Raw genomic sequence first — 22,474 nt, forward strand, 5'->3', positions numbered from 1 at the left:
GAGCTATATTTCTATAGCTCTACCTAATACAGAATATGCATTCTTTTTTGCTATCTATTTCTCTAGCTTTCTTAGTAAGTTCATCAAATATTTTGAAAAGCTCTAACGAATTTTTTCTAGCCTCATTATAGTAATAATTTGCTTTTTCTTTGTCATTTCTCTTTATAGCATCTATTGCTCCATCTCCAGATTTATGAACATTAAGGTGAAAGATATCTATCCTCTCCCAAAGCTTTAATACTTCGCTATGAACAGGATTTAAATTACTATAGTAATGCCCAAACTGACATCTTGTATGATCTGTTTGAAGCGGCACCACTTTCATTTCATCTACCATATTTTTAAGATTTGACATCCACTTTTTATGAGCATTCATAGCTCCACTAAATATATTTATAAAGTCCTCATTCTCTAAATTGTAGAAAGGATTATTTGAAAGCAGTCCAGATTTTTCACTTAATCTATCTGCTATTTTTTCGACTTCTTTTAAAGTTTTTGATACATTCAAAATCCCTTTTCCTATTTCATCTAGATGTATCGATGATGCAGCTACATTTTCTACAGTTTCTGTAATTTGATGAATAGTACTGCTAACTTCCTGTGCACTAGCTGTAAATTCCTCCGAAAAAGCTGATATCTGGGATATATTGCTAGCTATATCTTCTATACTTGATTTATCATCTAGTATAGATTTATTCATATCTTTTATATTTTCTTTTATGCTTATTATATTTTTAGTTGTTGATTCAACACTATTTTCACTTTCTTTAGAGAATCTATTTATATTATTTAAATAATCTGGTATATCTTCAAGAAGTTTCTTAGTATTGTCTGAAAGCTTCCTTATTTCATCAGCTACAACTGCAAACCCTCTTCCAGCTTCTCCTGACCTTGCTGCTTCTATAGAAGCATTTAATGCTAATAAATTTGTTTGATTTGCTATATCAGAAATTCCACTTAATGCATTCATTACACTTTTTGAAGTTTCTATTAAATCTCTTACATTCTGTTTCATATTAATTGCATCATTGTGTATTTCTTCTATTTTTTTATCTATTTCTAATATCTTATTTGCGTTATCTATTGCATTCTTTTCCATAACATCTACTCTTGATACTATACTTTGAAGAGATTGACTTACATCTGATGATGCACTGGCAACCTCTTCTTGACTTTTAGATATTTCTACAAAACTAGAAGCCAAAACTTCAGAGATTTCCCTAAGAGACTTTGTATTTTCTTTTATCTTTTCTCCTTCATAATCAAGATTTAGATAAAAATTACTCATAGATCCTGCTAATAAAAATATATCTTTTATAATTTGTCTTACAATCTCTCTGTTTTTTATGTTTTCATCTGCTAATAAAGCTATATTTTTAAATCTATTTCTTATATTCTCATCTGATACTATTTCTTCGAAATTTCCATTTAGTATTTTATCTATACTACTTTCTATATCTTTGCATTTACTTAGAAACATCTAGTCATACCCCCTACCAGTATATCTATATTCAAATTATACAATATTCATACTCATTAGTCTACACAATAATTTCCTTTTGGTAACGAGAATATCTCAATCTCATAAACAGGATATGCCACATATACCCATGTTGATACAATAACAAATGCAGCATCTATAACACTTCAGCTTGTAGAAATGAATTTTTCGCACTGCTGATAGCAATATTTATTATATGTTTTATCATATACTTTCTCCTTTCATTTCTATAGTTACCCCTTTTATTGAATTTATAACAATAAAAAACCCTTACCTAGTAATTACTTTGATTTATTTTCATATCTTGAGTTGTAAAAGATGCTCCTGCCAACTTATCTCCACTTTAAGATTTCCCCAATATCAGTATATTTTTCATAAAGCACGCTCCGAGTGAAATGAATAGTCTTGATTTATGTTTATATTTTACTATAAAAAGAAAGAAAGCTCTTTTTGAATTTCAAAAAGGCTTTCTCCAATATAATTTGTCAACAGTCTGAACCCTCACGCAGTGAGGAGTTGATATTATTTTTTCTTTATTACTTCTTTAGCAGCATTAACTATATCATTTGCAGTTAATCCGTATTTCTTAACTAGATCTGCTGGAGTTCCAGATTCTCCGAAAGTATCATTTACTCCAACTCTTTTTAATGGAACTAAAGCTTCTTCCATTAAAACCTCTGCAACAGCAGATCCAAGTCCACCTATTATATTGTGCTCTTCTGCTGTAACTATAGCACCAGTTTCTTTAGCTGCCTTTATCAATATTTCCTTATCTATTGGCTTAATTGTAGACATATTTATAACTCTTGCACTTATTCCTTCTTCTTTTAACATTTCACTTGCAGTCATAGCCTCAGCTACCATTATTCCACAAGCTACTATAGTTACATCTTGTCCTTCTTTTAAAGTTACACCTTTTCCTATCTGAAACTCATAACTTTCATCGAATAGTGTAGGAACTGCTGATCTACCAAGTCTCACATAAACAGGCCCGTAGTATTTAGCTATTTCAAATATCACTTTTTCTGTTTCTACTCCATCAGCTGGTACTATAACTGTCATGTTAGGTATAGATCTCATTATAGCTACATCTTCAACAGATTGGTGAGACGCTCCATCTTCCCCAACTGTTATTCCTGCGTGAGTTGCACATACTTTAACATTTAGTTTTGGATAGCAAGCTGAGTTTCTTATTATTTCGAAAGCTCTACCAGCAGCAAACATAGCAAAAGTACTTGCAAATGGTATTTTTCCTCCTGCTGCAAGACCAGCTGCAGCTCCCATTAAGTTTTGTTCAGCTATTCCCATGTTAAAGAATCTCTCTGGAAAAGCTTTAGAGAAATCTACTGTCTTTGTTGATTTAGAAAGATCAGCATCTAATACTACTACATTTTGATTTTCTTCTCCAAGTTTTACAAGTGCTTTACCATAGGCATCTCTAGTTGCTATTTTACTCATTATCTTCGCCTCCTAATTCATCTAAAGCTTTTTTAAGATCTTCATCGCTTGGTGCAGTTCCATGCCATCCTGCTACATCTTCCATGAAAGATACACCTTTACCTTTAACTGTTTTTGCAATTATCATAGTAGGCTTTCCAACGCTTTCTCTTGCACTATCTAAAGCAGCAAATATTTGATCATAGTCATGTCCATCTATTTCTATTACATTCCATCCAAAAGCCTTAAACTTGTCAGCTACTGGACCTATATTCATAACATCTTCATTTTTTCCATCTATTTGAAGACCGTTGTAATCTAAGAAAGCTACTAAATTGTCAAGTTTGTAATGAGCAGCACTCATACAAGCTTCCCATATTATACCTTCTTGAATTTCTCCATCTCCAAGTAATGCGTATACTCTCCAAGGAGCATTATCGAGTTTTGAAGCCATTGCCATTCCACAAGCAGCAGAAAGACCTTGCCCTAAAGATCCTGTTGACATTTCAACTCCAGGAGTTCCTTTCATGTCAGGGTGTCCTTGAAGCATAGAATCTATCTTTCTAAGTTTCATAAGTTCTTCTTTAGGGAAGTATCCTTTTTCTGCAAGTACTCCATAAAGTACAGGAGCTGCGTGTCCCTTTGAAAGTACAAATCTATCTCTATCTTCTTTCTTTGGACTTTGAGCATCTACATTCATTTCATCAAAGTAAAGTGCAGTTAATATTTCAACTGATGATAATGATCCTCCTGGATGACCTGATTTAGATTCATGGATCATTTTTAAGATGTTTCTTCTAACATTTCTAGCTACTTTCTTTAGTTCATTATGATCTCTCATGACTTACCTCCTTCAAATTTAACACATTTATATTAGATAGATTTAAACCCTTGTCCTAAAACTTCGTGAATTCCTGCAACCATTACAAATGCACTAGGATCTTCATTTCTAACTATTTCTTTTAATTTTGCTTCCTGAGCTCTATCTACTACAACTAGTAGAACTTCTTTGTCTAGACCACTGTACATTCCTCTTCCTTTAAGTGCAGTAACTCCCCTTTCTAGTTTCTCCATTATTTCTCTACTTATTTCTTCTTCTTTATTAGATATTATAAAAAATGCCTTTGCATATCCCATACCTTCTACTATAAAGTCTGCTATCTTAACTATTATGTAAAGTGCTATAGTAGAGTATAACGATGTTTCTATGTTTTTGTCAACAATTCCTGCTAGTACTACTATAACAAGGTCACAAACCATCATAAGTTTAGCAGTACTTAAACTTGGGAAAAATTTGTTTAAAATTGCACCTGCAAGATCTGTCCCACCTGTTGTTCCACCTGCTTTAAATACAAGTCCTATACCTATCCCTAGTATAACACCACCGTAAACTGCTGATAAAACTAAGTCTGTAGTAGGAACAAAGTCTTTAAAAATTCTTAAGAATATTTCTATAAAAAACGACAAAGCAATTGTTCCGTAAGCAGTTTTTGCTCCAAACATCTTTCCTAATATCATAAGACCAGTTATAAATAATGGTATGTTTACAACAAGATTCGTTACAGACACAGGTATATCTGTAAGCTTTTTAATTACTATAGCAAGACCTGTAACTCCACCAGGAGCTATGGTATTAGGCTCTAGAAACATATTTAATGCTATAGCCATAAGTGCACAACCTATCGTTATAGTTAAATATTCTAAAAAGTGATTATACCAATGTTTTTTCATATATAGCCTCCCGTTCTAATTCTGTCCTCTTTTAATAACTTCTATAACAAACTTTGGAAGAGCCATCATTCTTTTGTATCTCCATGGTTCTTTCACTAATCTATAAAACCATTCTAATCCCAGATTTTGATATATCTTAGGAGCCCTTTTGACTTCTCCTGCATATACATCAACACTTCCACCAACACCCATAAATAATTTTGCATCTAATTCATCTTTATACCTTTGTATCCATAGTTCTTGCTTTGGTGCCCCAAAGGCAACAAATAGTATGTCTGGTTTTAGATAATTTATTAATTCTAATACCTGTACTTCTTCAGAATGATTTTCCATACCAATATGTTGACCTTTAAAATATCCATGATGTGTACCTTTAAGTTTTATATTTGGATATCTTTTTAGTATATTTTCTCCACATTTTTGTGCAACTCCAGGTCTTCCACCTAATATAAATATAGATTTGCCTTTTTCATTAGCATAATTCAATATTTTTTCCATAAGGTCTATACCTGTAACTCTCTCTGAAAGTGGTTTTTTTATTATTTTAGAGGCTAGAACTATTCCTATACCATCAGGAATTACCAAGTCTGCTTCTTTCATAGCAAGTGAAAGTTTTTCATTTGTTTGACACTCCATAATTATTTCACTATTTGGAGTATACACAATTGATTTTTGTTTGTTTTCTAAGAAACTTATAACCCTATTAACTGCATCACTCATAGTAACTCTATGAACTTTAACTCCCAAAACATTTATCTTTTCCAAATTAACACCCCTTACTTTTTAAGAAGTTTCATTAGTATATCTCTGTTTTGATTTGATAGTTTTAGTATATTTTCACACTTTTCATTTACATCTTGTAAAATATTCTCATAGTTTTCTACCATATCATCTATTTCCTTTATTACATCTTGTGATGTTATTTCTAGAACAGATATAGCATTTTTTTTCCCTAACATACTTAAGAAGGTATCTATTTTAGGATCATAAGAAAGACCTATAACAGGTATATTCATAAGTGTTGCGAATATAAGTGCATGTAGTCTCATTCCTATAAGAAATTTTAAATTCCCTACTAATGAGATATACTCATGTACAGATATATTTTTATTTAAAGTGTGTACTTTCTTTTTCGTATTTTCATCCAACGAAGTTGTTATCTGGTTTATTATATTTATATCTGACTCAAAATGAAATGGTATAAGTATAATTTCATATTTGTACTTCTCAACTAAATATTTACATACATTACTTATCTCTTGAACTATTATTTTATCTCTATTCTTCCAAGGTCTCACAGATATCCCTACAATTTTATTGCTATCCTGTATGTTCATAGAAGATATTATATGTTGTGAAATGTCCAAGTCTGGTTTGTCCATTCCAAATACAGAGTCTACTGTTACATTTATATCTTTATTTACACCCATTGAAATAAGCTCGTCTTTTGAATCTTTATCCCTTACGTTTATAAAATCTACTTTATTCAAAACCTTCTTAACTCTATTTCTATTATCTATACAATTTACAGGGCCTATGCCTTGACCGTATATAGCAACTTTTTTATTGAGCATAATAGCTATATTTATTATAGATAAATAGTATATAATTGACCTCTTTGATGTTATGTCTTGAAGAAGTGAACCCCCACCACTTATAACTAAATCAGCACTCATCATTTCAGATATTATTTTAAATACATTTGTCCTTTTTATAGCTCTTACATTATATGTTTTAGATGTAAAAGCTGGATTACTAGATAATACAACTATATCTGCGTTTTTATCTATGTGTTTTATTTGATCTATTATAGACTTAAGTATTGCCTCGTCTCCTATATTGTTAAATCCGTAGTACCCGGAGATTAAGATTTTACTCATATCCTTTCCTCCTTCTACACCTTTTAAGTACATACTCTATTGATACTAATAAGCATATGCCTATTATAGATCCGAATATTATTTCATAACCGGTTCTTATAACAGATAGATATATTGGTGCCTTTATGTGCGAAAAAGTATTAAGTATATTAGATTGTCCTATAACTGCTACTATGCTTAAAGGAAGTATCAATAGCTTAATATTTTTGTATGCTACGTAAACCATTAATATAAATGCAGGGTTTCCTATTAAGAACGCTTTTGTCCTTGGTCTTGCTATAAGTATATTTTCAAGAACATTTCTAAATAAAAGTTCTATATTAGATGGCTTTATATTAGTTTGGTGACCAGTTCTTGCAATAAATATAATACCTATTCCCGCTATTAATATTAGCGTAACCACATGCAAAATCTTTATATTAGTATTTAAGAGATCCATAAATTCTTCCAAACTTATACCTTTTCTATCTTTCATTCTCTTATATCCAAATGCAGACATATAAATAAGCACAGTTGATATTATAGGTACTATTTGAGATATTTTAACTCCAATAAAACCATCTAATTCTATCAAATACTTTATGTCTGATAAAATAGCCACTAAAAACAATGCCCCTGACAAAGATATTGCGGATGTAACTATTAATATTTTTACACAGTTAATACAAATCTTAAATATATTTTCTTTACTATTTACATTTAATATTCTCTTTAATGAAAATAGCGCATACATCATTCCTATAGAAGGCAATGTTATAGTAGATAACAACGCTAGCAGTTTTTCAATCAAATCTATCTTTATTCCTAGTGCATAAATAATAGATGAAATTGATGATAAACTAATAAATAATAATTTCAGTATTTTGTAATTTAAATTTAGAATATTATCTATTAGGATAAATAAAGATGCTATTATCGCTACCACGATAGGAATATGCATTATTCTATTAGGGTGGTATGCATTCATAGGAGAAGCCTTGCCTATCTTTATATTATGACCCTTTTGTAATCTGTTTTTTAAGTCTAGCAATCTTTGTGAATATATATCCATATCTTCTACATAATTACCCTGTGCATCTATAAACGGTCTAAAATATATTATCCTCATATTTCTTTCTGTAATAGCCCTGTATAAAATATTTACTATTTCTTCACCGTGTCTATAGTTTTGGGTCTCAAGATCGTATCTATTTTGTATATAGCTATTTATAGGCAATACTCTAACCCCTTGATACCCTAAACTTTTAACAAGATCATTCATTCCACTTTGATCTGGGCGAGTTTGTCCTACATTCTGAATCATTCCTACTACCATTTTTCTTTTTTGTATTTCATCAGCTAGATAATCTATATCTTTGTCCCAACCTAAAACCTCTCCACCTGAGAATATGATATAATGAGGATTTATGCCTGTATAATCTAGATTTTCAAAATATGCTTCTATGCTTTGTTCATCTTCATAAGCAGAAATATATAAAGGCCTTAAAACTGCATTCAACCCCATACTTTTTACAAGTTCTAAATCTGTATCTAAGAAACCTATCCCTATGTGCTCAAGCATTGTGCTCTTAGGAACTCTTTGTCTTGACACTACTCTGCCTTGTGTATTCATAAGTGGTATATCTTCATAGACTATGTATGTAGCTTTTCCTTTTACTTTTATTTTGTTTTCCGATATTACCTCTACATTTTCCTTTCCTAATTTTCTTTCAAAACCTACTCTTATAAAATTTAATACTTTCTTATCTGAAGATGTTACAACTAAATCTTTCTCATCTAAATCTGTTTCTATATCTTCTCTATTTTCTTTTAGGATACTCAGTGTAGTTTCGCTTATGGCTACTGTCTCTATCCCTATATTCTTAAATTCACTTAGAAAATATTCTATATCTTCTTCACTTTGACTTGCCATTATTTTCATCTCTTCTAAATCAAGTACTATATCTACAGTCTTATTTTGATTTTCAAGTTTATATCTATCTAAAGCAAAGAATGACGCAAATACTATACCTATTATTAAACAAAACATATATAACTTTCTTATATTCATTTAAATTTCACCTCATTTTCTTTGTTGACAATAAAATTATACACCAAATCCATTAAATTGTCCTTAATATTTACTGTTTTATGTCAGATTTTGCAGAAAAAATGCTGTTAGAGGCTAATCCAACAGCATAAACATTACTTTTCTATTCTATAGTTTCCTGTAACGGTAAAAATGCAGTCAGTTATTGCTCTTGCCCCTCTTCCATCAGATCTTGGAGCAAGCAAAAGGTTATTTCTAGGAATATTGCTATCTTTTATCATATCAACTCCTGTGGTTAAGTTTGATATACCCCCAGATGGAGAATCTATAATTCTAGCAGTTCCATTTCTCAAAATCATTTGTGATCCTGCTTCTAATATAAGTTTCTCACCTTTATTTAACGTAATAACCTGCATAGTATTCACTATATTTATTCCTGATGTATTTATCTGTGATATTTTGGTATCTACATAAGATCTTGTCACAAGTGGGTCTTCATTAGTGCCTGGATTAAATGTTGAAGCTTGAGTTATATAACTCAAGGCTACTATACAAGATCCTACTAAAACAGCCATAGCAGTCTTGTTTTTAATAATATTCTTCATCATTTTACAATTCCCCCTTTAATCTTTGGTATATTTCCTAGGAAATAGTATTATTTTGTCAAAATATAATTCAAAGTATGTCAGAACAAAAGCGAGCTTTTTAAACTCGCTAAACCTCAAACAATCCTAAACTTATTTGAATGGATTGATCTACTTTTTCCATTCTATCTTCATCAAAGTGACCTATTTTTTCTCTTAATCTTTTCTTATCTATTGTTCTTATTTGCTCAAGTAGTACTACCGAATCTTTATTAAGACCGTATTCATTCGCTTTTATTTCTATATGTGTAGGTAATTTAGCTTTATTTATCTGAGAGGTAATAGCCGCAACTATGACAGTAGGGCTATATTTATTTCCTATATCATTTTGAATTATTAAAACAGGCCTTACTCCACCCTGCTCTGAGCCTATAACTGGGCTAAGATCAGCGTAGAATATGTCACCTCGTTTTATTTCTAAATTATTCACCTTCTGCCATCTTCCCTTCATATCCTTCCAAGGCAGATACATCAATGCTTAGTCCCATCTCCGCTAAAGCTAGGTTTATGACTCCCATTTCCCTATATCCTTTTATCATAGTCTCTCTAGTTTCGACTTTTCTTTTTTCTCTTAGGTATAGCTTCATAGCTTCTCTGATAAATTCAGATCTGTTTTTATTTTCTACTTCTATTATTTTGTCTATTTCCTGAAGTAAGCCATTAGGTAAACTTACTAGTATTTTTTTTTGTTCATTAGAATTAGCCACAAAATCGCCTCCCAGAGTCTACTTACCATTTCATTTTACCAAATAATCTAAGATATGTAAAACCCTATTTCCTTCCAAATATACTCTCGGGACTCTTCTTGAGATCATACAAAGTAGTTCGTAATTAATGGTTCCAAGCACTTTCCCAAATCTTTCTATTCTTAAATCTTCATCTTCTCCAAATATCTCAACTACATTCCCAACCTTGATATCATCTACATCTACTTTTGCCATACATTGGTCCATACATATTCTACCTATTATAGGTGATTTATATCCATTTATTTTTACATCTACTTTTCCACTTAACATCCTTGTAAATCCATCTGCATATCCAATAGGTAATGTAGCTACCTTTGTAGTTTCATTTACTTTGTATGTGTGACCATAACTAACTCCTCTTCCTTCTCCTAATGTCTTAATGTTAGAAACAGTTGTTTTTAGAGTCATTACAGGCTTTAATAAAAGAGCTTCTTTATTCACATCTTCTGATGGGTAATGTCCATAAAGAACTATTCCAGCTCTTACCATGTCTAGATGATACTCCGGAAAATCTATTATTCCTGCACTATTTGAAACGTGTTTAATAGGAATATTTATATTCTTATTTTCTAATTTTTCTACTATATACATAAATTCTTTAAATTGACTATGAGTAAAAGACTTATCAATCTCATCAGCTCTGGCAAAATGTGTATATATCCCAATTATATTTATATTAGGAAGGTTGTGTATTCTTTCTATTGTGTCTACAGTTTTGTCATCAGCCTTAAATCCAAGCCTTGACATTCCTGTATCTATTTTTATATGTACATTTGCGCTTTTTTCCAAGTTTATAGCTACCTTACTTAGCTCATTTGCTATACTATATGAGTATACAGTAATATCTATATCATTAGATATTGCTTTCTCAAGATCGCTATCTTTTATATATCCTAAGCAAAGGATTGGTATGTTTATGTTATTGTTTCTTAGCTCAATTGCCTCTTCAAAAGTAGCAACCGCTAAATAATCAACACCTTCCTGTATCAATACATTTGCCACATGAACTGAACCATGACCATAAGCATTAGCTTTAACAACTCCACATATTTTTGTATCTTTCTTGACTATTTTTTTTATACTCCTAAAATTATCTCTTAGGTTATTTATGTTTATTTCTGCCCAAGTGGGTCTACTTTCAATATACACGTTTAGTCTCCCCCTTACTCAACGTTGTACTTAAACTCTCTATAAATAACAGAGAACCTTACCTTTCCATTTATATCTACTATCTCCATTTTATGTGGCTTTAATGTCTGTTTGTCTATATAAAGCCTTGATCTATGGAAATATATAGATCTATCTGGTATCAGTGTATCTAAGATAAGAAAGTTGCTATCTGAACTTACATTTAGATCTTCATTTTGTAATATGTTTTTTACGAAATCTCCCACAAATAAGTATTTATTTTCTTTTCCTTTCTGTGTAAACTTGTATTCATCTGGAACATTAGGGTTTTTTACTATTACTTTCTCATTCTGATAAATTGTAATCTTACCTTTTATATTGTCTGGTTCTAAAACTTCAAGCTCATAATAATCTGGAGCCTTAAAGTAATGTCTTAACGTGTACTCACTAGGAGACCTATTACCTATAACTGTAACCTGTGCTATACACGAATAGGAAGTAATACTTGATATTTTCTTATGTAATTTGTAATAAACGTCTTCATCTGTGGACTGTCTGCACCCTGTTAATAAGTATAAAAATAATAGGGAGCAAGCTATCCATTTCTTCACAACATCACTCCAATCTACTATCTATTAAACATAGATTTGATAATATCATATCTACATATTATACCTTTTATCTTTCTTTCGTCATCAACTACCGGTACCCTGTTTATAGATTTTTCTATCATTAAGTTTGCTATATATTCTAAGTCATCTTCTTCATTTACCGTCAAAACATCATCTGACATAATATCCTCTGCTTTATATGCTGCAACTCTTTTTATATCTTCTTCCATATTTTTTATACTCTCTAAAAATACTACTCCCTGTAATATTGTTATGAAAGAAGGTACTTTAATATTCTTTTCTTTTTTAACTATGTCAGTTTCAGAAACAACACCTACAACTTTGTTTTCTTCATCTACCACAGGAACACCACTAATTCTTTTCTCGATAAGAATTTTAGCTATATTTTCAATTGGCGTATCTTTTTTTACTGATATTACATCACAAGTCATTATATCTTTAGCTTTCATTAAATCTCCTCCTTAGTTATAATAGCATTTGCAACAGCGTAGTTTTTGCTATGTGATATTGAAACCATTATATTCCCTACGTTTAAATTTTTAGATAATTCATACAAATTATTATACACATTTACTACGGGTTTTCCAAGTTCATTTCTTAATATTTCTATATCCTTTAAATTAAAATTCCTAATTCCTGTTCCAAATGCCTTAGATATAGCTTCCTTAGCTGCAAAGTTTCCTGCAATAGTATTTGAATGAAAGTTTTTACTTTTAAAATAAATTATTTCATTTTCTGTAAATACTCTATCTAAAAATTTATTATTCCTATCAATAGCTTCTTTTATTCTATCTATTTCCACTATGTCTATTCCTAATCCAATTATCATAATCTACCTCCAAAAAAATATAAGAAGGATATCCTTCTTATTTTAATAGTTCCTTATCAAGCTTTTCTGTTTCTTCGTATCCTAATAGTGAATGTAGAAAATTATAGGTTAGTGTTATGCTTTGCTGTGTCTTTTCTTTTTCTTCTCTAGCTTCATTTAATTTTTTTCTCATATCGTCTATAATTTTATCTAGTTCTTTTAATTTCTTTTCACCATTATTTATACCTTCATATGAATATTTTACAGTAGCTTTTAAAAGCAGTAAATTCTTTTCTTTTATATTTATTGATATGTTTTGTAATTCTTCTAATAAACTTTCTATTCTTTCATTCATTTTTTCCATTTCTTCTTTCAATGATTCTAATTCTTTTTCTGCTACAATACTTTCATTTATATTAAGTTCATTAGATACATAAACTATCTTGGCCATATATTTTCTCTTTAAAGCTTGTATTTTGGTTATTTCATTTTCTATCTGCCTTTTTCTTTTAGCAATCTCCTTAAGTTCATCTGAAAGCCTTTCCATATCGCTACTATGTCCATTATTAAACAGCTTTTTCCAAAGAACATTTTCTATTAACAAGGATATATTACTTTTTTTTAATATATCTTCTTCTAAATCTATATTCACATCTTTTTTCAAAAAAAACATACTAAATCACCTTCTCATCTAAGATACATTTATAATTATTTATCGTCAATTTTTCTGATTATTTTATAATTAATGATATTTTATCTATTGAATTATTTTTTAATGTTTGGAAAAAATATTTATACGAGGTGATGTCATGAAAAAATTAGCTGTTTTATTCTTATGTATTATTTTAATATCTGCTTGTCAACCTAAAAAGGAAGAAAAAGAAAAAGAAAGCTCACTACCAAAACAACCTGAAGTAATTCAAGTATTATCTACTGATTTACTTATATTGATGGCAAAGATAGATATAATTCCTAGCACTAATATGGCTCTTGAAGAAAAGAAAAAAAATGATCAAAAGGCAGCTCAAAAAGAAAAGGAAATATCAGATGTAAGCGATGATAGACTTGCGGAAAAGGATCGTAAAAAACATGATGAAGAAAAGATTAAAGTTAAGATTTCATCATTTACACTAGACAATAGTACACTATATGAACTACTAAAAAAGGAGAACATAAAGGAAATAAATGAACTTGAAAATGAAGATTTGCCGTTTGAAATAGATGAGTGGTGGCATAAGATAAAAAAAGAAGTAAACAAAATTCATGAAACTTGGAATGAAGTACAGGCTAAATTAACTTCTGTATCAGTTAGCGAGGACCTTACTGAAAAATTTGAAAGTGATTTAATTTCTCTTACAAAATCTATAGAAGAGCACAGCGTATTAGATTCTCTAGTGTACGCAAATAATTTAACTAAATATATGTCAGATTTTAAAATGTATTACAAATCTCCAACTAACAATACAGTTGAAAAAATGAAATATTCAGTTAGGAAAGCTGTTCTTTTATGTCATTTAAATAGATTTGATGAAGCTATCCAGACCTTAGATAGTATAATGGAAGATTTGAATAAAATGAGTCAAGCTATTCAAAAAGAAAATAAAGATACCTTCTTTAAAATAAAGTATGCAATAGAAGATCTCAAAAAATCTATAGAAGACAAAGATTTAAAAATTATAAATATAAAAGCACCTATACTTATAAATAACTTAAATGAAATAAAAACAATAAAGGACTAGATAAATCTAGTCCTTATTCATTCCAATTTGCAGCATCTGTAACTATAGTAGTCTTTTCCTTATCTACTGATATAAAACCACCTTCTATAGATGCGTGCTTGAAACTTCCATCTTTTTTTATTTTAAGTAGTCCTTTAGCTAAAGGAGCAACGTAATTTATATGGTTTTTCATTATACCAACATCACCTTCTGTTGTTCTAACCACTACCATCTCAACTTCTCCCTCAAAGAACTTACTTTCAGGAGTTACTACTTCTAAATTGAATAGGGATGCCATAATCTACTCTCCCTTCTTAGCTTTTTCCACTGCCTCATCAATAGTACCAACATATAAGAATGCAGATTCTGGTAAATCATCATGCTTACCTTCAAGTATTTCTTTGAATCCTCTTATAGTTTCTTTTAATGGTACATATTTTCCTGCCATACCTGTGAACTGTTCTGCAACGCTAAATGGTTGAGATAAGAATCTTTGTATTTTTCTAGCTCTGGCAACTATTAACTTATCTTCATCAGATAATTCATCCATACCAAGTATAGCTATTATATCTTGAAGTTCTTTATATCTTTGAAGAACTGACTGTACTCCACGAGCAACTTCATAATGCTCTCTTCCAACTACATTAGGATCTAGTATTCTAGAAGTAGAATCTAGTGGATCAACAGCTGGATATATACCAAGCGATGCTATTTGTCTTGATAAAACTGTAGTAGCATCAAGGTGAGCGAAAGTCGTAGCTGGTGCCGGGTCAGTTAAGTCGTCAGCAGGTACGTATACAGCCTGAACAGAAGTTATAGAACCTTTCTTTGTAGATGTTATTCTCTCTTGAAGTGCACCCATCTCTGTAGCTAGTGTTGGCTGGTAACCAACTGCAGATGGCATACGTCCAAGAAGTGCAGAAACTTCTGAACCTGCTTGAGTAAATCTAAATATATTGTCTATGAATAATAATACATCTTGGCCTTCTTTATCTCTGAAGTGTTCAGCCATAGTAAGTCCAGTTAACGCAACTCTCATTCTCGCTCCTGGCGGCTCATTCATCTGACCATAAACAAGCGTAGTTTTGTCTATAACTCCAGAATCGATCATTTCATGATAAAGGTCATTTCCTTCTCTTGTTCTTTCTCCAACTCCAGAGAATACAGAAAGACCACCATGCTCTTTAGCTATATTATTTATAAGCTCCATTATAAGAACTGTTTTTCCAACTCCTGCTCCACCAAACAGACCTATCTTACCACCCTTTGAATATGGTGCGATAAGGTCAACTACCTTTATTCCTGTTTCAAGAATTTCAGTGGATGTTTCTTGCTCATCAAAAGAAGGTGCTGGTCTATGTATAGGAAGTTTCGGAGCTCCCTCAACTTGTGGTTTATTATCAACAGGATCTCCAAGAACATTAAATATTCTTCCAAGTGTATCTCTTCCAACTGGAACAGATATAGCACTTCCTGTATCTATAGCATCAATTCCCCTTACTAGTCCATCAGTTGAGCTCATAGCTATACATCTTACAGTATCATCACCTATATGTTGAGCAACCTCTGCAACTATTTTTCTACCTTCATAATTTATTTCAATAGCATTTAATAGATTAGGTAAGTTTTCTGAACTAAACTTAACATCTAGTACTGGTCCAATTATCTGAACCACTTTACCAATGTTTCTATCTGGCATTTTCATACCTCCTTATTTTAAGGCCTCTGCTCCTGCAACAATTTCAGAAATTTCCTGTGTTATAGAAGATTGTCTTGCTCTATTGTAGCTAAGCTCTAGTTTACTTATCATTTCATCAGCATTATCAGATGCAGATTCCATAGCAGTTCTTCTAGCTGCCTGCTCTGAAGCAAATGACTCAACAATTCCTCCAAATACAGTTCCTGCTACAAACTTTGGAACTATGTAATCTAGTACAGCTTCTGCAGAAGGCTCATACTCTATAATTTCTCTTTTAGTAGTTTCTTCCTCAAGCTCAAAAGAAAGTGGAAGAAGTTTTATTACTTTAGGTTCTTGAACTAATGTTGATTTAAACTCAGTATAAACAAGATATACCTCATCAACTTCCTTATTTTTATATGCATCTATAGCAACCTTTGTAATTTCTTGTGCAGAAGAAAATCCCATATCTTCAACACCTAAGAATTCTCCCAAAAGTTTATAATTTCTCTTAGTAAAGAAATCCGAAGATTTTCTACTAACAGCTATAATACTTTCTTTTTTGTTATTCATATGTGCTAGGGCTTCTTTAATAACGTTTGAATTGTATCCACCAGCTAAGCCCCTATCTCCAGCAATTACAATGTATCCTCTATTCTTAACTTCTCTTTTCTCTAAAAATGAAGACGAAACTTCCTTTGTATTTTGAGATATCTTCTTTATAGTATTATACAAAGTCAAGAAATAAGGTCTTGATTTTTCTACTTGCTCTTTAGCTCTTCTTAATTTAGCAGAAGAAACAAGCTCCATTGCCTTTGTTATTTGCTTTGTGTTGTTGATACTTTTCATACGTCTTTTTATATCTTTCATTCCAACGCCTGCCATAATATCACCTCCTGCTAAAGAGGATTACTCTTCGATTATAAATTTAGATTTAAATTCCTCTATGGCATTTTTTAAAGCTTCTTCGTTTTCTTTGCTTAAATCTTTAGTTTCTACTATAGATTTACCAATTTCAGAACGCATATCATCCATGAATTTGAAGAACTCTTCTTCAAATCTTTTTATTTGATTTACAGGAATATCTTTTAAATATCCATTTGTAACTGCATATATTATCATTATTTGCTTTTCAACATCAACTGGCTTAGTTTCAGCTTGCTTTAAAACTTCAACTATTCTTTCACCTTGAGCAAGTCTTTCCCTAGTATCTTTATCAAGATCTGATCCAAACTGAGCAAATGCTTGAAGTTCTCTATACTGTGCATATCCAAGCTTTAATGTACCAGCAACTTTCTTCATAGCTTTTATCTGAGCATTACCCCCAACCCTTGATACAGAGATACCTGGGTTAACGGCAGGTCTAACTCCTGAGTGGAAAAGCTCTGACTCTAGGAATATCTGTCCATCTGTTATAGATATAACATTAGTTGGGATATAAGCAGAAACGTCTCCCGCTTGAGTTTCTATCATTGGAAGTGCAGTTAAAGATCCTCCACCTAATTCATCAGATAACTTAGCTGCTCTTTCAAGAAGTCTTGAGTGTAAGTAGAATACATCACCTGGATATGCCTCACGTCCCGGTGGTCTTCTAAGAAGTAGCGACATTGCACGATATGCAACTGCATGCTTAGATAAATCGTCATATATTATAAGTACATGTTTACCTTGATACATAAACTCTTCACCCATAGCACAACCACTATATGGAGCCATGTATTGAAGCGGAGCAAGCTCTGATGCTGTAGCTGAAACTATTATAGTGTATTCCATTGCACCATTTTTTTCTAACTTATCAACTATTTGAGCAACTGTTGAACGTTTTTGTCCAATAGCTACATATATACAAATAACATCTTTTCCTTTTTGGTTTATTATTGTATCCATAGCTATAGATGTTTTACCAGTTTGTCTATCACCTATTATAAGCTCTCTTTGTCCTCTTCCTATAGGTATCATAGAGTCTATAGCTTTTATACCTGTTTGAAGTGGTTCGTGAACTGATTTTCTAGCTATTATACCAGGAGCCTCTGCTTCTATTGGTCTGAACTTATCAGTTTTTATAGGACCCTTACCATCTATCGGTTGTCCTAAAGCATTTACAACTCTACCTAAAAGTGCATCCCCTACAGGAACTTCAACTATTCTTCCTGTTCTTTTAACAGTATCTCCTTCTTTTATATTTTCATCAGAACCTAATAAAACCGTACCTACAAAATCTTCTTCAAGATTTAGTGCCATTCCATAAATTTGTCCAGGAAACTCTAGAAGTTCTCCTGACATACACTTTTCAAGTCCATGAATTCTAGCGATACCGTCTCCAACTTGAATAACTGTACCTATATCTTTAAGCTCTATTTTATTTTCATATCTTTTTATTTGCTCTTTTATGATTGAGCTTATTTCCTCAGGTCTTAAATTCATGGGGTTCACCGCCTTTCATTAAGCAATTATTTGATGTAACTCTTCTTTTAATTTATCAAGCTTAGTTTTTAGCGTACCATCTATTTCCTCATTGCCCATTTTAATAAGTACTCCACCTAAGATAGTGCTATCAACTTCATTTTTTAGATTTATATTTTTTCCAGTACTATTAGAAAGCTTTTCTCTAAGCTCATTAATCTGATCTTCATTCATAGGAATAGCAGTAATTGCAACTGCATCTAATATATTGTTATTTTCATTTAACAACTCTTTATATACACTAACAATCTCATCTATTATTCCTATTCTATCTTTATCAATAAGTATCTTCAAAAAGTTTACTATTTCTAAAGAAGCTCTATCATTGTATACATTTTCAACTAATGCTTTTTTCTCTTGCTTTGAAATCAATGGAGCTTTTAATATCTTAAAGAAGTCTTCATTTTGATTAATTGTATCAAGTATAATACTTAACTCATTATAAAAACTTTCTTCTCTGTTTGACTCAACACCAACTTCAAATATAGCATTAGCATATCTCGTAGCAACTAACTTTGCCATCTAGCTTCCCCTACCTCTTTAATAAAGTCGCCAATTAACTTTTCATGCTTAACTTTATCAATATCAGATTCAATTATCTTAGAAGCTGCAAGAATTGCCACACTAGATATTTCATCTTTAAGTTCATTCATAACTTTTTGCTTTTCTCTTTCTATTTCAGTGTGAGCTTTATCCATCAATCTATTTGCTTCTTCTTGAGCTTTTCTAACTATTTCTTCAGCTCTCATTTCAGCTTTTCTAGAAGCTTCTTTTATTATTTCTTGACCTTCTTCTTTAGAAGCACTTATTTTAGCTTCATATTCTTCTCTTAGCTTTTCACCTTCTTTAACAGCATTCTCAGCTTCTTCAAAGGACTTAGCTATTCTTTCTTGTCTATCTTGCATAAACTTAGTTACTGGTTTAAATAATAGCTTTTTAAGTATCAAATACATTATTATAGTATTTACAATCTGAAACACTATTCCCCAGTCTAATCCTATAAAGCTTGCAAACTGCATCTTAGTCCTCCCTTCTACTAACCATATCTTTTAGTTACAATTTAGGAGATGAAAATCATCTCCTAAAAAATTATAATAAGTTAAGTAATGGGTTAGCAAATAAAAGTATAAGAGCAACAACTAAAGCATATATACCTGTTGACTCTGCAACAGCTGCTCCTAAAAGCATTGTTCTTAGTATATCTCCTTGTGCTTCAGGTTGCTTCCCAACTGCTTCTGCACCTTTACCAGCTGCAAATCCTTGTCCTATTCCTGGTCCTATACCTGCTATCATTGCAAGTCCTGCTCCTATAGCTGAAGCTGCTAATATTATTGCCTTTTCCATAAAAGATTCCTCCTTTTAATTTTAAATTATATTATGTATAATTCTTTTTAATCCATCGCAATGGAGATAAATACCATCGTAAGCATTACGAATATAAACGCCTGTAATACTCCAGTAAATAAATCAAAGTATATATGAAGTACTGCAGGAATACCTACTTGAAGTATAGGTATAGATAATCCTAAAAATCTTGCACTTAAAAAAGATAAAAATCCATATAAAAGACTTGTAATAACCATACCTCCAGCTATATTACCAAAAAGACGAAAACTCAGTGATACTGGGTTTGCAAGCTCACCTATTATGTTTAGAGGAAGTAAGAATGGTAGTGGATCTAAGAATCCTTTTAAATATCCTTTTAATCCTTTAACTCTTATACCATTAAGTTGAACAAGTATAAATGTCATTAGAGCCATACCTACAGTAGTATTAAGATCTGCTGTTGGTGGCCTAAGACCTAAAAGCCCTACAAGGTTTGCACATATTAAAAATAAGAATATACTTCCTATGTAAGGTGCAAATTCTACCTTATCTTCACCCATAGTTTGTTTTACTAAACTATTCACTGCATCTACTATTAGTTCTACAAAGCTTTGGATTCCTTTTGGAAGTTTCTCAAAATTCTTTGTCCCAAAATATGCAAACAAAGTAAGAAAAATTATTATAATCCAAGATGTAGTAATTGTCTCAGTTACTGGAATTCCTCCAAATATTGGAAGAGTAAACATTATCTTAGGACCGTTCATATTACGCCTCCTTTCCTTTAGATATTTTATTTATACCAAATAGGTTTATAATGAGTATGCTTATCTTTGGCATTAATAAACCTATTATAGCTGCTAATAAATTTATATATTCACCTTTAATTGATATAAACAAAACAACCCCGGTTAAAACCATTCTTATAAGATATCTTGTGAATACATAAATTTGAGCCTTTTCAGGGCTCATAAGAACTGCTTTTCGAAGAGTTATATGTAATAACCTAAAGTTTAGTAGTGAAAATATACTTCCAAAAGCAAGTCCATACAAAATATCTAAAGCAAATCTGTTAAATGTCAAAAATCCCATAATGGCTACACCATTTAGTATTATAACCATTTTGATTATTTGTATAGGAATATCTCCTGTTTTCTTCAAGAAATCACTTCCTTTTTTTCTTATCCCTTAAGGCTATTTTGTATAAATTTACAAAAGATGACGCAACTCCAAGTACTATGAATATGAAAAGAAATAAAGGTTGAGTATTCATTTTTTTATCTAAAAAATTCCCTATAAGAACACAAACTATTATAGGTGAAACCATGGAAATACCTATTTGAGATATCAAGCTCAAATTTTCGAGGGCATCTAGCCATTTATTTTTTTTATCCATAATTAATATTCTCCACCCGTTTTTATAAACCTTCTTATTTTCTAAATTTTTATTAAATTCTAATTATTTAGAATTGTCGTTTTTGTCTTTGTTAATTTTATATTCGGTTATGTTAAAATTAAAGGCTCACTAGTGAGCCTCGTTAAATATATTATTATGTATACTAAAGTGGTATTGCTATTATGTGTATTTTCTATCAATATTATTTTACACTATTCGACAGATTTTGTATATATCTTATTTGTAAAAATATTGTAATATATGATGTGCTATTCTTTCACTACTTTTGCCATCTCCATAAGGATTTATTGCTTTTGACATTTTTAAATACTCATCTTTATTGTTTATAAGTTCATTAGTTATATTAAATATATCGTCTTCTTTCACACCTGCAACCCTAACAGTTTTAGCCTCTACAGCTTCTGGTCTTTCCGTTTCTGTTCTTAATACAACAACAGGTTTTCCAAGTCCTGGAGCTTCTTCTTGTATTCCACCTGAATCTGTCATTATTATATAAGATTTATTCATTAGATTAGCAAATGGTTCATAATCAAGCGGCTCTATTAGATGTATATTATCTACACCTTCCATTATAGATTTTGCAGTTTCTCTTATAATTGGATTCATATGCATAGGAAAAACAACTTCTATATCACTGTTTTTTAGTGCTAATTTTTTTACAGCTCTGAATATGTTTTCCATAGGTTCTCCCCAATTTTCTCTTCTATGGCAAGTTAATAAAACGACTTTTTTGTTTTTAAAGTCTATATTGTCGAGATTATTGTTAAATTTATAATCTTCTTTCACCACAGATAAAAGGGCATCTATTACAGTGTTTCCTGTTATAAAGATATTTCTTTCATTAACATTTTCTTTTAATAAGTTCTCTTTATTTCCAGTAGTAGGTGCAAAGTGAAATAGCGCTATATTGCTAGTTAACTTTCTGTTCATTTCCTCAGGATAAGGAGAGTATATATTGTTGCTTCTAAGTCCTGCCTCTACATGTCCAACTGGTATTTTATTATAAAACGCTGCTAAAGATGCTGCAAAAGTAGTTGTAGTATCACCATGAACTAATAATATATCTGGCTTTTCACTTTGTAAAACTTCTTCAAGCCCTTTTAACACTCTATTTGTTATATCAGTTATGGTTTGTCCATGTTTCATTATATTAAGATCATATTTTGGATTTATATGAAATAAATTTAGTACCGAGTCAAGCATTTCTCTATGTTGAGCTGTAACACAAACTATACTTTCAAATTCATCTTTTTCTTCAAGCTTTTTTACAAGCGGAGCCATTTTTATAGCCTCTGGCCTTGTTCCAAATACCGTCATTACTTTAATCTTATTCATA

27 protein-coding genes are annotated in these 22,474 nt (G+C 31.1%); 1 reads left to right on the plus strand and 26 read right to left on the minus strand.

Going from position 1 to position 22,474, the window contains the following annotated elements; all coding sequences use genetic code 11:
• Positions 1–19: 19 nt before the first annotated feature.
• From CLOTH_RS07665 to CLOTH_RS07735, 15 genes are all read right to left on the minus strand, one after another.
• Positions 20–1,480 (minus strand): methyl-accepting chemotaxis protein, encoded by a 1,461-nt coding sequence (locus CLOTH_RS07665; protein WP_079412767.1) that lies wholly within the window; start codon positions 1,478–1,480, stop codon positions 20–22.
• 543 nt (positions 1,481–2,023) lie between these two features.
• Positions 2,024–2,959: a transketolase family protein gene (locus CLOTH_RS07670; protein WP_079412769.1), complete on the minus strand. Its 936-nt coding sequence runs from the start codon at positions 2,957–2,959 to the stop codon at positions 2,024–2,026.
• Positions 2,952–3,779: a transketolase gene (locus tag CLOTH_RS07675; protein WP_079412771.1), complete on the minus strand. Its 828-nt coding sequence runs from the start codon at positions 3,777–3,779 to the stop codon at positions 2,952–2,954. Before CLOTH_RS07675 ends, CLOTH_RS07670 begins: the two co-directional genes overlap by 8 nt.
• 32 nt (positions 3,780–3,811) lie before the next feature.
• The gene (locus tag CLOTH_RS07680; RefSeq protein ID WP_079412773.1) at positions 3,812–4,669 is read right to left on the minus strand and encodes a YitT family protein; all 858 of its coding nucleotides are present in this window, start codon (positions 4,667–4,669) and stop codon (positions 3,812–3,814) included.
• Between the two features lie 15 nt (positions 4,670–4,684).
• Positions 4,685–5,434, minus strand: coding sequence for a WecB/TagA/CpsF family glycosyltransferase (locus tag CLOTH_RS07685; RefSeq protein ID WP_079412775.1), 750 nt, complete (start codon positions 5,432–5,434; stop codon positions 4,685–4,687).
• 11 nt (positions 5,435–5,445) lie between these two features.
• Positions 5,446–6,549 carry a polysaccharide pyruvyl transferase CsaB gene (gene csaB, locus CLOTH_RS07690; RefSeq protein WP_158080488.1) on the minus strand — a complete coding sequence of 368 codons (1,104 nt, stop codon included), beginning with the start codon at positions 6,547–6,549 and terminating at the stop codon, positions 5,446–5,448.
• On the minus strand, positions 6,542–8,599 hold the full coding sequence (locus CLOTH_RS07695) for a DUF5693 family protein (RefSeq protein WP_079412779.1): 2,058 nt from the start codon (positions 8,597–8,599) through the stop codon (positions 6,542–6,544). The genes csaB and CLOTH_RS07695 overlap by 8 nt, the downstream gene beginning before the upstream one ends.
• A 134-nt stretch (positions 8,600–8,733) precedes the next feature.
• Positions 8,734–9,186, minus strand: a complete 453-nt coding sequence (locus CLOTH_RS07700) for a hypothetical protein (RefSeq protein ID WP_079412781.1) — start codon at positions 9,184–9,186, stop codon at positions 8,734–8,736.
• Between the two features lie 106 nt (positions 9,187–9,292).
• Positions 9,293–9,673 (minus strand): type II toxin-antitoxin system PemK/MazF family toxin, encoded by a 381-nt coding sequence (locus CLOTH_RS07705; RefSeq protein WP_079412783.1) that lies wholly within the window; start codon positions 9,671–9,673, stop codon positions 9,293–9,295.
• Positions 9,645–9,929, minus strand: a complete 285-nt coding sequence (locus tag CLOTH_RS07710; RefSeq protein WP_079412785.1) for a CopG family ribbon-helix-helix protein — start codon at positions 9,927–9,929, stop codon at positions 9,645–9,647. The genes CLOTH_RS07705 and CLOTH_RS07710 overlap by 29 nt, the downstream gene beginning before the upstream one ends.
• 30 nt (positions 9,930–9,959) lie before the next feature.
• A complete protein-coding gene (gene alr, locus CLOTH_RS07715; RefSeq protein WP_143715449.1) occupies positions 9,960–11,120 on the minus strand; it encodes an alanine racemase in 1,161 nt (386 codons plus the stop codon).
• Between the two features lie 14 nt (positions 11,121–11,134).
• On the minus strand, positions 11,135–11,710 hold the full coding sequence (gerS, locus tag CLOTH_RS07720; RefSeq protein ID WP_079412787.1) for a germination lipoprotein GerS: 576 nt from the start codon (positions 11,708–11,710) through the stop codon (positions 11,135–11,137).
• A 17-nt stretch (positions 11,711–11,727) separates the two neighbouring features.
• The gene (locus tag CLOTH_RS07725; protein WP_079412789.1) at positions 11,728–12,180 is read right to left on the minus strand and encodes a CBS domain-containing protein; all 453 of its coding nucleotides are present in this window, start codon (positions 12,178–12,180) and stop codon (positions 11,728–11,730) included.
• Positions 12,180–12,563 carry a holo-ACP synthase gene (gene acpS / locus CLOTH_RS07730; protein WP_334293166.1) on the minus strand — a complete coding sequence of 128 codons (384 nt, stop codon included), beginning with the start codon at positions 12,561–12,563 and terminating at the stop codon, positions 12,180–12,182. The genes CLOTH_RS07725 and acpS overlap by 1 nt, the downstream gene beginning before the upstream one ends.
• Before the next feature lie 34 nt (positions 12,564–12,597).
• On the minus strand, positions 12,598–13,212 hold the full coding sequence (locus CLOTH_RS07735) for a hypothetical protein (protein ID WP_079412793.1): 615 nt from the start codon (positions 13,210–13,212) through the stop codon (positions 12,598–12,600).
• A 136-nt stretch (positions 13,213–13,348) separates the two neighbouring features.
• Between CLOTH_RS07735 and CLOTH_RS07740 the strand changes: the two genes are divergently transcribed.
• Positions 13,349–14,278: a hypothetical protein gene (locus CLOTH_RS07740; RefSeq protein WP_079412795.1), complete on the plus strand. Its 930-nt coding sequence runs from the start codon at positions 13,349–13,351 to the stop codon at positions 14,276–14,278.
• 13 nt (positions 14,279–14,291) lie between these two features.
• Here CLOTH_RS07740 and atpC read toward each other — a convergent pair whose 3' ends face one another.
• The 11 genes from atpC to wecB form a co-directional block, all read right to left on the minus strand.
• Positions 14,292–14,555: an ATP synthase F1 subunit epsilon gene (atpC, locus tag CLOTH_RS07745; RefSeq protein ID WP_079412797.1), complete on the minus strand. Its 264-nt coding sequence runs from the start codon at positions 14,553–14,555 to the stop codon at positions 14,292–14,294.
• A gap of 3 nt (positions 14,556–14,558) precedes the next feature.
• Positions 14,559–15,956 carry a F0F1 ATP synthase subunit beta gene (atpD, locus tag CLOTH_RS07750; RefSeq protein ID WP_079412799.1) on the minus strand — a complete coding sequence of 466 codons (1,398 nt, stop codon included), beginning with the start codon at positions 15,954–15,956 and terminating at the stop codon, positions 14,559–14,561.
• Positions 15,957–15,968: 12 nt separating this feature from the next.
• Positions 15,969–16,820, minus strand: a complete 852-nt coding sequence (gene atpG, locus CLOTH_RS07755) for an ATP synthase F1 subunit gamma (protein ID WP_079412801.1) — start codon at positions 16,818–16,820, stop codon at positions 15,969–15,971.
• Between the two features lie 24 nt (positions 16,821–16,844).
• The gene (gene atpA, locus CLOTH_RS07760) at positions 16,845–18,359 is read right to left on the minus strand and encodes a F0F1 ATP synthase subunit alpha (RefSeq protein ID WP_079412803.1); all 1,515 of its coding nucleotides are present in this window, start codon (positions 18,357–18,359) and stop codon (positions 16,845–16,847) included.
• A gap of 18 nt (positions 18,360–18,377) precedes the next feature.
• Complete coding sequence (locus CLOTH_RS07765; protein WP_079412805.1) at positions 18,378–18,920, minus strand: F0F1 ATP synthase subunit delta; 543 nt, start codon at positions 18,918–18,920, stop codon at positions 18,378–18,380.
• Positions 18,908–19,417, minus strand: coding sequence for a F0F1 ATP synthase subunit B (locus CLOTH_RS07770; protein WP_079412807.1), 510 nt, complete (start codon positions 19,415–19,417; stop codon positions 18,908–18,910). The genes CLOTH_RS07765 and CLOTH_RS07770 overlap by 13 nt, the downstream gene beginning before the upstream one ends.
• Positions 19,418–19,487: 70 nt before the next feature.
• Complete coding sequence (gene atpE / locus CLOTH_RS07775; protein WP_079412809.1) at positions 19,488–19,742, minus strand: ATP synthase F0 subunit C; 255 nt, start codon at positions 19,740–19,742, stop codon at positions 19,488–19,490.
• Positions 19,743–19,789: 47 nt separating this feature from the next.
• Positions 19,790–20,488: a F0F1 ATP synthase subunit A gene (gene atpB, locus CLOTH_RS07780; RefSeq protein ID WP_079412811.1), complete on the minus strand. Its 699-nt coding sequence runs from the start codon at positions 20,486–20,488 to the stop codon at positions 19,790–19,792.
• A gap of 1 nt (position 20,489) precedes the next feature.
• Positions 20,490–20,882, minus strand: a complete 393-nt coding sequence (locus CLOTH_RS07785) for an ATP synthase subunit I (protein ID WP_079412813.1) — start codon at positions 20,880–20,882, stop codon at positions 20,490–20,492.
• Positions 20,883–20,886: 4 nt separating this feature from the next.
• Positions 20,887–21,117: an AtpZ/AtpI family protein gene (locus tag CLOTH_RS07790; RefSeq protein WP_079412815.1), complete on the minus strand. Its 231-nt coding sequence runs from the start codon at positions 21,115–21,117 to the stop codon at positions 20,887–20,889.
• A gap of 237 nt (positions 21,118–21,354) precedes the next feature.
• Positions 21,355–22,473 carry a non-hydrolyzing UDP-N-acetylglucosamine 2-epimerase gene (gene wecB / locus CLOTH_RS07795; RefSeq protein ID WP_079412818.1) on the minus strand — a complete coding sequence of 373 codons (1,119 nt, stop codon included), beginning with the start codon at positions 22,471–22,473 and terminating at the stop codon, positions 21,355–21,357.
• Position 22,474: the final 1 nt, after the last annotated feature.

The sequence above is a fragment of the Alkalithermobacter paradoxus genome (assembly GCA_002029295.1).
Lineage (GTDB): Bacteria > Bacillota > Clostridia > Peptostreptococcales > Peptostreptococcaceae > Alkalithermobacter > Alkalithermobacter paradoxus.

What these genes read in the sequence shown, in the direction of transcription:
- CLOTH_RS07675 (WP_079412771.1), bottom strand. Translation starts at nt 3,779, where the DNA reads ATGAGAGATCATAATGAACTAAAGAAAGTAGCTAGAAATGTTAGAAGA.
- atpE (WP_079412809.1), bottom strand. Translation starts at nt 19,742, where the DNA reads ATGGAAAAGGCAATAATATTAGCAGCTTCAGCTATAGGAGCAGGACTT.
- atpD (WP_079412799.1), bottom strand. Translation starts at nt 15,956, where the DNA reads ATGCCAGATAGAAACATTGGTAAAGTGGTTCAGATAATTGGACCAGTA.
- atpG (WP_079412801.1), bottom strand. Translation starts at nt 16,820, where the DNA reads ATGGCAGGCGTTGGAATGAAAGATATAAAAAGACGTATGAAAAGTATC.
- csaB (WP_158080488.1), bottom strand. Translation starts at nt 6,549, where the DNA reads ATGAGTAAAATCTTAATCTCCGGGTACTACGGATTTAACAATATAGGA.
- CLOTH_RS07665 (WP_079412767.1), bottom strand. Translation starts at nt 1,480, where the DNA reads ATGTTTCTAAGTAAATGCAAAGATATAGAAAGTAGTATAGATAAAATA.
- CLOTH_RS07705 (WP_079412783.1), bottom strand. Translation starts at nt 9,673, where the DNA reads ATGAAGGGAAGATGGCAGAAGGTGAATAATTTAGAAATAAAACGAGGT.
- CLOTH_RS07765 (WP_079412805.1), bottom strand. Translation starts at nt 18,920, where the DNA reads ATGGCAAAGTTAGTTGCTACGAGATATGCTAATGCTATATTTGAAGTT.
- atpC (WP_079412797.1), bottom strand. Translation starts at nt 14,555, where the DNA reads ATGGCATCCCTATTCAATTTAGAAGTAGTAACTCCTGAAAGTAAGTTC.
- CLOTH_RS07735 (WP_079412793.1), bottom strand. Translation starts at nt 13,212, where the DNA reads ATGTTTTTTTTGAAAAAAGATGTGAATATAGATTTAGAAGAAGATATA.
- CLOTH_RS07700 (WP_079412781.1), bottom strand. Translation starts at nt 9,186, where the DNA reads ATGATGAAGAATATTATTAAAAACAAGACTGCTATGGCTGTTTTAGTA.
- CLOTH_RS07695 (WP_079412779.1), bottom strand. Translation starts at nt 8,599, where the DNA reads ATGAATATAAGAAAGTTATATATGTTTTGTTTAATAATAGGTATAGTA.
- CLOTH_RS07770 (WP_079412807.1), bottom strand. Translation starts at nt 19,417, where the DNA reads ATGCAGTTTGCAAGCTTTATAGGATTAGACTGGGGAATAGTGTTTCAG.
- CLOTH_RS07725 (WP_079412789.1), bottom strand. Translation starts at nt 12,180, where the DNA reads ATGAAAGCTAAAGATATAATGACTTGTGATGTAATATCAGTAAAAAAA.
- CLOTH_RS07680 (WP_079412773.1), bottom strand. Translation starts at nt 4,669, where the DNA reads ATGAAAAAACATTGGTATAATCACTTTTTAGAATATTTAACTATAACG.
- CLOTH_RS07670 (WP_079412769.1), bottom strand. Translation starts at nt 2,959, where the DNA reads ATGAGTAAAATAGCAACTAGAGATGCCTATGGTAAAGCACTTGTAAAA.
- CLOTH_RS07740 (WP_079412795.1), top strand. Translation starts at nt 13,349, where the DNA reads ATGAAAAAATTAGCTGTTTTATTCTTATGTATTATTTTAATATCTGCT.
- atpA (WP_079412803.1), bottom strand. Translation starts at nt 18,359, where the DNA reads ATGAATTTAAGACCTGAGGAAATAAGCTCAATCATAAAAGAGCAAATA.
- atpB (WP_079412811.1), bottom strand. Translation starts at nt 20,488, where the DNA reads ATGAACGGTCCTAAGATAATGTTTACTCTTCCAATATTTGGAGGAATT.
- CLOTH_RS07790 (WP_079412815.1), bottom strand. Translation starts at nt 21,117, where the DNA reads ATGGATAAAAAAAATAAATGGCTAGATGCCCTCGAAAATTTGAGCTTG.
- wecB (WP_079412818.1), bottom strand. Translation starts at nt 22,473, where the DNA reads ATGAATAAGATTAAAGTAATGACGGTATTTGGAACAAGGCCAGAGGCT.